Below are 481 nucleotides of genomic sequence, written 5' to 3'. Positions count from 1 at the left end.
CGTCCTGGTCGGCGAGGTCTCCGTGCCGTCCTCCCGCGAGCACGCCAAGTACGTCCGCCCCGACGAGCTCCACCAGGCGTTCTTCTTCGACCTGCTCGGCGCGCCCTGGGACGCCGACGCCTTCCGCAAGGTCATCTCCGAGGCCATGCAGGACATCGCCGGCACCGGCTCGACCGTCACCTGGGTGCTCAACAACCACGACCAGGTGCGCACGGTCACCCGCTACGGCGAACCCGCCCCCGAGGGCAGCGGACTCGGCGCCGCCCGCGCCCGCGCCGCCGCGCTGCTGATGCTGGCGCTGCCCGGCGCCGGAGGTGAAGCCGAACGGCGAGGCGTGTCCGGACCAGGGCAGCGGCACCCGGCAGCCGTCGCGGATGCGGGCGCGGCTGCCGGTGCGGCGGAAGATCGGGTCGGTGAGCACGTCGTCGGGCAGGTCGACGACCTCCGGCAGGCCCAGTTCCTCGCCCTGGTAGTTGTACGC

At 73.6% G+C, this 481-nt stretch carries 1 protein-coding gene; it reads left to right on the top strand.

The window, feature by feature from the left end:
• Positions 1-481: alpha-amylase family glycosyl hydrolase (locus LPA54_RS37250; RefSeq protein WP_267487991.1), on the top strand; the 481-nt coding region annotated here is incomplete at both ends.

This window comes from Streptomyces sp. DH12 (assembly GCF_020873895.1).
GTDB lineage: Bacteria > Actinomycetota > Actinomycetes > Streptomycetales > Streptomycetaceae > Streptomyces.
The sequence above is the reverse complement of the archived record's forward strand: the minus strand, read 5'-3'. Positions and strand labels throughout refer to the sequence as shown.